The sequence below is a fragment of the Paraburkholderia elongata genome (genome assembly GCF_013177735.1).
Classification (GTDB): Bacteria; Pseudomonadota; Gammaproteobacteria; order Burkholderiales; family Burkholderiaceae; genus Paraburkholderia; species Paraburkholderia elongata.
This window is the reverse complement of record NZ_WOEZ01000013.1, coordinates 1-8,560: the sequence shown is the minus strand read 5'-3', so window position 1 is coordinate 8,560 and position 8,560 is coordinate 1. Positions and strand designations below refer to the sequence as shown.

Genomic DNA, 8,560 nt, shown 5'->3' with positions numbered 1-8,560 from the left:
CAACATTAATTTGCCCGCGTCGCGCCGAGCAGGGCGGCTGCGAGCCCGCTTGCGAGGACGCGGGCGGCGCCGGGCCCGAACGGGCGCCCGCCGTGCCGGTGATCGCAGCCGGCATGGTCGGCAGCGCGCAAGGCTGGTTCGAAGCACCGTATGTCGACGCGCCGGCGAATGCGAATGCGCTGGTGGCCGGCATCGTGCGTGTAAAAGCCGCGGGCGGCGCGACGCTGCACATCGTGCCGGGCGTCCTGCAGCGCGGCGACCTGCCGAATGTGATGCGCGGCGAAGAAACACAGATTTTCGGCGCACTCGGTCAGGACACCGGCGCCGTGGAGAGCGGCAAGCGCGCGCTGATCGGTTTGCCCGGTACCCACGCGAAATGGGCCGTCGTGCAGGCGGGCCGCATCGAACGTTTTCATACCTTCATGACCGGTGAAGTGTTCGCGGCATTGCGCGAGCACACCATCCTCGGCCGCACGATGGTCACGCCGGATCGTCCAGATACCGAAGCGTTCCTGCGCGGCGTGAAGATCGCCCGCGACAAAGGTCAGGCGGGGATGCTGGCCACCGTATTCAGCGCTCGCACGCTCGGGCTCACCGGACAACTTTCGCGCGAACAGCAGCCGGACTATCTGTCGGGCTTGCTGATCGGGCACGAACTGGCCGGTCTTGAAGCCGTGCTCATGCAACAGCAAAGCTCGCTCGCCGGGCAGCACTTGCGCCTGATCGGCAATGAAGCGTTGTGCGAGCGCTATCGCGTGGCACTTGCGCAATTCGGCTGCACTCACGCTGAACTGGTGAAGCACGCCACCGAGCGCGGTTTGTGGCGCGTCGCCACCCAGGCGGGGCTCGTCAATCCCACGCCCCAAGCGGCGCACGCCGGCTAACCGACAGCGCCGCCGACCACGAAACAAGGAACCGACATGCAACCTCACATCAATCTGCCCGCCCCGTACATGCCGCACGCGGGTCTGATCGCGGCGTTCGAGGTCTGTCCGCTGATCGCGATCATGCGCGGCGTGACGCCCGCGGATGCCGCCGAGCACGGGCAGTCGTTGTACGAAGCCGGCTTTCGCATCGTCGAAGTGCCGTTGAATTCGCCGCAGCCGTTCGACAGCATCGCGGCGATCCGCAAGGCGCTGCCGGCCGATGCGATCGTCGGTGCGGGAACGGTGCTGCATCCGAGTTTTGTCAGCGACGTAAAGTCGGCGGGTGGCGAATTGATCGTCATGCCGCATAGCGACCCGGAGGTCGTCGTTGCCGCGAAAGCGCAAGGCATGGCCTGTGCGCCGGGCGTGGCGACGCCGAACGAGGCCTTCATCGCGCTGAAAAACGGCGCGGATGTACTGAAGATGTTCCCTGCGGAACAACTCGGCTGTCAGGTCGTGAAGGCGTGGCGCGCGGTGATCGCGGCGGAAGTGCCGCTGGTGCCGGTCGGTGGGATCACGCCGGACAACATGGGCCCGTTCTTGAGTGCTGGCGCGAACGGCTTCGGCCTCGGCTCGGCGCTGTATAAGCCGGGGCAGAGCGTGGCGGTGACGGCTTCGCATGCGAAGGCGTTCATCAACGGGTTGCGCATCGCCCGCGCGGGTGCGAAGAAATGAAACGGCTCGCCGACAAAGTCGCGTTGATCACCGGCGCCGGGCGCGGCATCGGTGCGGCGATCGCGTTCGCGTTTGCGCGCGAGGGCGCAGCGGTCGTACTGGCTGAACTCGATATCGAAACGGCCGAGCGGACGGCGCGAGAAATCCGGGCGGCGCTTGGTGCCAGTGCAAGCGCAATTGACACACGTGGAGCGGACAAAGCCAGCGAAGCAAAAGTGCTCGCGGTGCAGACCGACGTGACGCAGTCAGCCTCGGTTCAGCACGCAGTGAGCGAGGCGGAACACACGTTCGGCGCGCTCGACGTGCTGGTCAACAACGCCGGCATCAACGTGTTCTGCGACCCGCTTACGATGACCGACGACGACTGGCGCCGTTGCTTCGCCGTCGATCTCGATGGTGTGTGGAACGGGTGTCGCGCGGTGCTGCCGGGCATGGTCGAACGCGGCGCGGGCAGCATCGTGAATATCGCGTCGACGCATGCATTCAAGATCATCCCGGGATGTTTTCCGTACCCGGTGGCGAAGCATGGCGTGCTTGGCCTGACGCGTGCACTCGGCATCGAATACGCGCCGCGCAATGTGCGGGTCAATGCGATCGCGCCGGGGTACATCGAAACGCAATTGACGCACGACTGGTGGAACGAACAAGCCGATCCGGCCGCCGCGAAACAGGCGACGCTCGATCTGCAACCGATGAAGCGCATCGGCCGCCCGGAAGAAGTGGCGATGACGGCGGTGTTTCTCGCCTCGGATGAAGCGCCGTTCATCAACGCCACCTGCATCACCGTGGATGGCGGCCGCTCCGCGCTGTATCACGACTGAACGTAGCGGACCAGCGCGCAGGAAGAAGCAGGACCAGCAGCAAGAACAAGTAATAACTGGTAGCCAGGTTTCACCGGACGACGCGCTGGCCGCGTGTGTCACAACCGGTACAAGAAGACGCGGCCGATACCTTCTCGTTATCAATTAGTCAGGAGACACGCATTATGAAACGAAGAATTTTCCTCACGCTGGCAGCAGCGGCGGCGGGTGTGCTCTTCAACGCACCGGTGGCGCAAGCCGCGGATCCGGTCAAGATCGGCTTCCTCGTGAAGCAGCCGGAAGAACCGTGGTTCCAGGACGAATGGAAGTTCGCGGAAATTGCCGCCAAGGAGAAGGGCTTCACGCTGGTCAAGATCGGCGCGCCGTCGGGCGAGAAGGTGATGAGCGCGATCGACAACCTGTCGGCTCAGAAAGCGCAAGGCTTTGTGATCTGCACGCCTGACGTCAAGCTCGGACCGGGCATCGTCGCCAAGGCGAAGGCCGACGGCCTGAAGATGATGACGGTCGACGACCGCCTCGTTGACGGTGCGGGCAAGCCGATCGCATCGGTGCCGCATATGGGCATCTCGGCGTACAACATCGGCAAGCAGGTGGGCGACGGCCTGGCTGCGGAAATCAAGAAGCGCGGCTGGGACATGAAGGACGTCGGCGCGATCGACGTGACCTACGAACAACTGCCGACCGCGCATGACCGCACCACGGGCGCCACCGACGCACTAGTCGCCGCCGGCTTCCCGAAGGCGAACATCATCGCCGCGCCGCAAGCGAAGACCGATACGGAAAACGCTTTCAACGCAGCGAACATTGCGCTGACGAAGAACCCGCAGTTCAAGCACTGGGTGGCTTACGCGCTGAACGACGAAGGCGTGCTCGGCGCGGTGCGCGCAGCGGAAGGCCGCGGCTTCAAGGCGGACAACATGATCGGCATCGGCATCGGCGGTTCGGAATCGGCATTGAACGAGTTCAAGAAGCCGTCGCCGACCGGCTTCTTCGGCACGGTCATCATCAGCCCGAAGCGTCACGGCGAAGAAACCTCGACGCTGATGTACGACTGGATCACGCAAGGCAAGGAACCGCCGATGCTCACGCTGACGAGCGGCATGCTGGCCACGCGTGACAACGTGGGCGAAGTGCGCGAGAAGATGGGCCTCGCATCGAAGTAAGCCGCCGTTTTACAGCGGTGCAGTGAAGTGAACTGCCGGTGCGTCATTCTCCAGGGATTGGGCGCACCGGCAGCGATCACCGGAAGCAATAAAAGATGAGCAGTTGAGACAGACCACGCTTTGTGCCCAAGAAGCACCTAAAGCGCGGTTCACACGAAGCAACAGGAGGCGAAGTGTCAGCGACGCTACGTTTTGACAATATCGGCAAAGTCTTTCCAGGCGTGCGCGCGCTCGACGGTGTGTCCTTCGACGTCAACGTCGGGCAGGTGCACGGCCTGATGGGCGAAAACGGCGCAGGGAAATCGACCCTGCTGAAGATTCTCGGCGGTGAATATCAGCCCGACTCCGGTCGCGTGATGATCGACGGCAATGAGGTGCGCTTTACGAGCGCGGCGGCGTCGATCGCGGCGGGGATCGCGGTGATTCACCAGGAACTGCAATACGTGCCCGATCTGACGGTCGCGGAAAACCTGCTGCTGGGCCGACTGCCGAACTCGCTTGGCTGGGTCAACAAGCGCGAAGCCAAGCGCTTCGTGCGTGAACGCCTCGAAGCGATGGGCGTGGGTCTCGATCCGAACGCGAAGCTGCGCAAACTCTCGATCGCACAACGGCAGATGGTCGAAATCTGCAAGGCGTTGCTGCGTAACGCGCGCGTGATTGCACTGGATGAGCCGACCAGTTCGCTGTCGCATCGCGAGACCGAAGTGCTGTTCAAGCTGGTGCGCGATCTGCGTGCCGACAACCGCGCGATGATCTACATCTCGCACCGCATGGACGAGATCTACGAACTGTGCGACGCCTGCACGATCTTCCGCGACGGCCGCAAGATCGCCTCGCATCCGACGCTCGAAGGCGTGTCGCGCGACACCATCGTGAGCGAGATGGTCGGACGTGAAATCGCCGACATCTATAACTATTCAGCGCGGCCGTTGGGCGACGTGCGCTTCGCGGCGAAAGCGATCGAAGGCCATGCGCTCGCGCAACCGGCCAGCTTCGAAGTGCGCCGTGGCGAGATCGTCGGCTTCTTCGGTCTGGTGGGCGCGGGACGCAGCGAACTGATGCACCTTGTGTACGGCGCCGATCACAAGAAGGGCGGCGAAATCGTGCTCGACGGCAAGCCGATCAAGGTGCGCAGCGCGGGTGAGGCGATCAAACACGGCATCGTGCTGTGCCCGGAAGACCGCAAGGAAGAAGGCATCGTCGCGATGGCGACCGTGTCGGAGAACATCAATATCAGTTGCCGCCGTCACTATCTGCGTGCGGGGATGTTCCTCGACCGCAAGAAGGAAGCGGAAACCGCCGACCGCTTTATCAAGTTGCTGAAGATCAAGACACCGAGCCGCCGTCAGAAGATTCGCTTCCTGTCGGGCGGCAACCAGCAGAAGGCGATTCTGTCGCGCTGGCTGGCCGAGCCTGATCTGAAAGTGGTGATTCTCGACGAACCGACGCGCGGGATCGACGTCGGTGCGAAGCACGAGATCTATAACGTGATTTATCAGCTTGCCGAACGCGGCTGCGCGATTGTGATGATTTCGTCGGAATTGCCGGAAGTGCTCGGCGTGTCCGACCGGATCGTCGTGATGCGTCAAGGTCGGATTTCCGGCGAGCTGTCACGCAAGGAAGCAACGGAACAAACGGTGTTGAGCCTCGCGTTGCCGCAAAGCTCGACCGCGCTGCCCGGAACCGCAGCTACCGAGCAAGCGGCCTGAACATTATTTGGACGAAAGTCCGGCAACCCGTGGGGAACGGGAGGAGTCTTCAAAATGCAAGCCAGAGAAAACCTCGCGCAACAAGCCGCCAAAGGCGCGGCCGAAGCGCTGATTCCGCAGTCGAACGACAAGGCGAAATGGTGGCAGCAGATCACCGAGTACAGCCTGATTCTGATCTTCATCGTGATGTTCATCACGATGTCGCTGACGGTCGATCACTTCTTTTCGATCGAGAACATGCTCGGCCTCGCACTGTCGATTTCGCAGATCGGCATGGTCGCGTGCACGATGATGTTCTGTCTGGCCTCGCGCGATTTCGACTTGTCGGTGGGGTCGACGGTCGCGTTCGCGGGCGTGCTGTGCGCGATGGTCCTGAACGCGACCGGTAACACGTTCATCGCAATCATCGCCGCGGTGGCGGCAGGTGCTGTGATCGGTTTCGTCAACGGTGCGGTGATCGCTTATCTGCGCATCAATGCGCTGATCACCACGCTCGCGACGATGGAAATCGTCCGCGGTCTCGGCTTTATCGTGTCGCATGGGCAAGCAGTGGGCGTGTCGTCGGATACGTTTATCGCGTTGGGCGGTTTGAGCTTCTTCGGCGTGTCGCTGCCGATCTGGGTCACGCTGCTGTGCTTCATCGTGTTCGGCGTAATGCTCAATCAGACCGTGTACGGCCGTAATACGCTGGCAATCGGTGGTAATCCCGAAGCCTCGCGTCTTGCCGGTATCAACGTCGAACGCACGCGCGTTTATATCTTCCTGATTCAGGGCGCCGTCACTGCGCTGGCCGGTGTGATTCTGGCTTCGCGGATTACGTCGGGTCAGCCGAATGCGGCGGAAGGCTTCGAGCTGAACGTGATTTCGGCTTGCGTGTTGGGCGGCGTATCGCTGCTCGGCGGTCGAGCAACGATCTCCGGTGTCGTGATCGGCGTGCTGATCATGGGGACGGTCGAGAACGTGATGAACCTGATGAACATCGACGCGTTCTATCAGTACCTCGTGCGTGGCGCGATTCTGCTCGCCGCTGTGCTGCTCGACCAGTTGAAGAACCGCGGCTCGCGGGATTAAACCCGCGACTTACTCACTTTGCTCTAAAAGGAATCGAACGATGTCGTCTCCGGCCAATGCAAACGACCGTCTCGCACAAAGCGCGTTTGCCCGCTATCCGAGTCTCGTCGACCGAATCGTGTTGATTACGGGCGGCGCGACCGGTATCGGCGCATCGTTCGTCGAGCATTTCGCGGCGCAAGGCGCGCGCGTCGCGTTCTTCGATATCGATGCGACTGCGGGTGAAGCGCTCGCCGATGAGTTCGGTGACTCGAAACACAAGCCGCTGTTCTTGCCGTGCGATCTGACCGACATCGACGCGCTGCAGAAAGCGATCGCCGATGTGAAGGCTGCGCTCGGTCCGATTCAGGTGCTGGTGAACAACGCGGCAAACGACAAGCGCCACGCGATTGGTGAAGTGACGCGCGAGTTTTTCGACGCAGGTATCGCGGTGAATATCCGCCATCAGTTCTTCGCGGCGCAAGCGGTGATAGAGGACATGAAAGCCACCAACAGCGGTTCGATCATCAATCTCGGCTCGATCAGCTGGATGCTGAAGAACGGCGGCTATCCGGTGTACGTGATGTCGAAATCGGCGGTGCAGGGTTTGACGCGCGGCCTCGCGCGCGACCTCGGTCACTTCAACATTCGCGTCAATACGCTGGTGCCGGGTTGGGTGATGACGGAAAAGCAGAAACGTTTGTGGCTCGACGACGCGGGCCGCCGCTCGATCAAGGAAGGCCAGTGCATCGACGCTGAACTGCAACCCGCCGATCTCGCCCGCATGGCGCTGTTCCTCGCCGCCGACGACAGCAGGATGATCACGGCGCAGGACATCATCGTCGACGGAGGCTGGGCGTGAGTTCGAGTGTGCCTGCGCCTCGCGCGACGCTGCTGCTCGATACGAAATGCACGCTCGGCGAAGGCGCGACGTGGTGCGAAAAAACAGGCCGCTTCTACTGGACCGATATCGAAGGCGCGCAGCTGTGGCGCTATGACCCGAGCGACGGCCGCAGCACGTTCTGGCGCATGCCCGAGCGTATTGCCACGTTCGCGTTGTGTGCCGATCCGAACTACCTGCTGCTCGGATTGGCGACACATCTGGCGTTCTTCGATCTGGCAACCGGCGAGACGCAGCGTATCGTCGACGTCGAACCTGACTTGAATACGCGCGTGAACGACGGCCGCTGCGACCGTCAGGGCCGTTTCGTATTCGGCACGAAAGACGAAGGCTCGCCGCTGCAAGCCGTCGGCGGGTTTTATCGCCTGAACCACGATTTGTCGCTGGAGCGTTTGCTGCTACCCGCACCGGCGATCTCGAACAGCATCGCGTTCAGTCCTGACGGCGCGACGATGTACTACTGCGATTCGCCGACGCGTGAAATCCGCGTCTGCGACTATCGCGCGAACGGCAGCATCGCCAACGACCGCGTGTTCACGACATTGACTGACGCGACCGGCGAGCCCGACGGCTCGACCGTCGACTGCGACGGCGGTTTGTGGAACGCGCAATGGGGCGGCGGGCGAGTGGTGCGATATGGCCCCGACGGCGTGGAAACCGCGCGCGTCGACGTGCCGACCGCGCAGCCGAGTTGCGTCGCGTTTGGCGGTCCCGCAAGGGGAATTCCTGCGGAGCCTCCCCCAAGGGGACTTCCTGCGGGGCGCGCGCAACTGGACACGCTCTACATCACGAGCGCGCGCATTGATCTCGATGCGGCTGCGCTCGCGAGCGATTCTCATGCGGGCGGCGTGTTTATCGCAACGCCGGGGCGACAAGGTTTGCCGGAACCGGTGTTCCAAGGCTCGCCTGCATAGCGCAAAATGACGCAGCCTCAATGTCGAGGCGGCAGCGGAGGGTAGTCGAGCAGTGATTGAGAAAGTGCATCAGAAGTTGATGTCGCAAAACCAGCGGCAGCAAATCGGCAGCATGCAATTCGGACCCAGAGGCGACCGGTTCAAAAAATCGCCCAACAGCATCCGTCAGCAATGACGGCAATGTCCCACGCCTCTCGATGGAGCCAGATATGACTGTTGCGAATCCTGTTTCCGCTTCTTCCCAGAGCCGGCGCGCGCGACTCAACGCGGCGGCCAATCCGGTGCTTCCGGGTCCCAGTACGTCGGCGGTTGCAGTCGGTGAGACGAGCGGCGGCGAGCTCGCGTGCATCCCCGCTTCCAACGCGCCTTTGCGCCCCGACGGCGCGCCGCCGCCCCGCGGG

At 62.6% G+C, this 8,560-nt stretch carries 8 protein-coding genes and 1 pseudogene; all 9 read left to right on the top strand.

Going from position 1 to position 8,560, the window contains the following annotated elements; genetic code table 11:
- A partial coding sequence (locus tag GNZ13_RS02365) for a 2-dehydro-3-deoxygalactonokinase (protein WP_172160138.1) occupies window positions 1–884 on the top strand: 884 nt, incomplete at its 5' end.
- A gap of 36 nt (window positions 885–920) precedes the next feature.
- Entirely contained in the window at window positions 921–1,601 is a 681-nt protein-coding gene (locus GNZ13_RS02360) for a 2-dehydro-3-deoxy-6-phosphogalactonate aldolase (RefSeq protein ID WP_172160136.1), read from the top strand.
- Window positions 1,598–2,422, top strand: a complete 825-nt coding sequence (locus tag GNZ13_RS02355; protein ID WP_172160135.1) for an SDR family oxidoreductase — start codon at window positions 1,598–1,600, stop codon at window positions 2,420–2,422. The genes GNZ13_RS02360 and GNZ13_RS02355 overlap by 4 nt, the downstream gene beginning before the upstream one ends.
- A gap of 164 nt (window positions 2,423–2,586) precedes the next feature.
- Window positions 2,587–3,585: an arabinose ABC transporter substrate-binding protein gene (locus GNZ13_RS02350; protein ID WP_172160134.1), complete on the top strand. Its 999-nt coding sequence runs from the start codon at window positions 2,587–2,589 to the stop codon at window positions 3,583–3,585.
- A gap of 173 nt (window positions 3,586–3,758) precedes the next feature.
- Window positions 3,759–5,294, top strand: a complete 1,536-nt coding sequence (gene araG, locus GNZ13_RS02345) for an L-arabinose ABC transporter ATP-binding protein AraG (protein ID WP_172160133.1) — start codon at window positions 3,759–3,761, stop codon at window positions 5,292–5,294.
- A gap of 54 nt (window positions 5,295–5,348) precedes the next feature.
- Window positions 5,349–6,365: an L-arabinose ABC transporter permease AraH gene (araH, locus tag GNZ13_RS02340; RefSeq protein WP_172160132.1), complete on the top strand. Its 1,017-nt coding sequence runs from the start codon at window positions 5,349–5,351 to the stop codon at window positions 6,363–6,365.
- A 40-nt stretch (window positions 6,366–6,405) separates the two neighbouring features.
- Window positions 6,406–7,206, top strand: coding sequence for an SDR family NAD(P)-dependent oxidoreductase (locus GNZ13_RS02335; protein ID WP_172160131.1), 801 nt, complete (start codon window positions 6,406–6,408; stop codon window positions 7,204–7,206).
- Window positions 7,203–8,159: an SMP-30/gluconolactonase/LRE family protein gene (locus tag GNZ13_RS02330; RefSeq protein WP_172160130.1), complete on the top strand. Its 957-nt coding sequence runs from the start codon at window positions 7,203–7,205 to the stop codon at window positions 8,157–8,159. The genes GNZ13_RS02335 and GNZ13_RS02330 overlap by 4 nt, the downstream gene beginning before the upstream one ends.
- A gap of 209 nt (window positions 8,160–8,368) precedes the next feature.
- A pseudogene (locus tag GNZ13_RS51475) lies at window positions 8,369–8,560 on the top strand (aldose 1-epimerase); the annotation flags it as partial.

What these genes read in the sequence shown, in the direction of transcription:
- GNZ13_RS02360 (WP_172160136.1), top strand. Translation starts at nt 921, where the DNA reads ATGCAACCTCACATCAATCTGCCCGCCCCGTACATGCCGCACGCGGGT.
- araH (WP_172160132.1), top strand. Translation starts at nt 5,349, where the DNA reads ATGCAAGCCAGAGAAAACCTCGCGCAACAAGCCGCCAAAGGCGCGGCC.
- GNZ13_RS02355 (WP_172160135.1), top strand. Translation starts at nt 1,598, where the DNA reads ATGAAACGGCTCGCCGACAAAGTCGCGTTGATCACCGGCGCCGGGCGC.
- GNZ13_RS02350 (WP_172160134.1), top strand. Translation starts at nt 2,587, where the DNA reads ATGAAACGAAGAATTTTCCTCACGCTGGCAGCAGCGGCGGCGGGTGTG.
- GNZ13_RS02335 (WP_172160131.1), top strand. Translation starts at nt 6,406, where the DNA reads ATGTCGTCTCCGGCCAATGCAAACGACCGTCTCGCACAAAGCGCGTTT.